At 61.9% G+C, this 315-nt stretch carries 1 protein-coding gene; it reads right to left on the reverse strand.

Going from position 1 to position 315, the window contains the following annotated elements; translation table 11 throughout:
* Window positions 1-107 precede the first annotated feature (107 nt).
* The coding region (locus tag HWX53_RS27510) for a hypothetical protein (protein ID WP_208454830.1) at window positions 108-315 on the reverse strand (208 nt) is incomplete at its 5' end.

The following is a 315-nucleotide window of genomic DNA, read 5'->3' on the forward strand; positions in this document are numbered from 1 at the left end:
CTTTATGTCGGAAGCTTTTTATCATGCGCTAATTGTAGCGTGACGCGCGTCGCGCTACAAGCGAAACCCGAACGGATCGCCCAGCAAATCATAGAGCGCGCGAAGACTTAGAGCCGCCGCGAAGAGGGCCGCCCACGGCTTCCGGAAGGGCCTCCATTGGCATTGCCCCTGGTCTCAGCGCCGTCCGCCTGGCGGGCCGCTTTGAGCCTGCCATCGGCCTCGAAATCGGCAAGCGCCTGATCGAGCACAGGCAGCGCCGCACGGCGGAAGCTCTCGAAGCTTTGATTGCCAACCGCAGCCGCAGCCGAATCTAAA

It is taken from the genome of Caballeronia sp. BCC1704 (genome assembly GCF_902833455.1).
GTDB lineage: Bacteria > Pseudomonadota > Gammaproteobacteria > Burkholderiales > Burkholderiaceae > Caballeronia.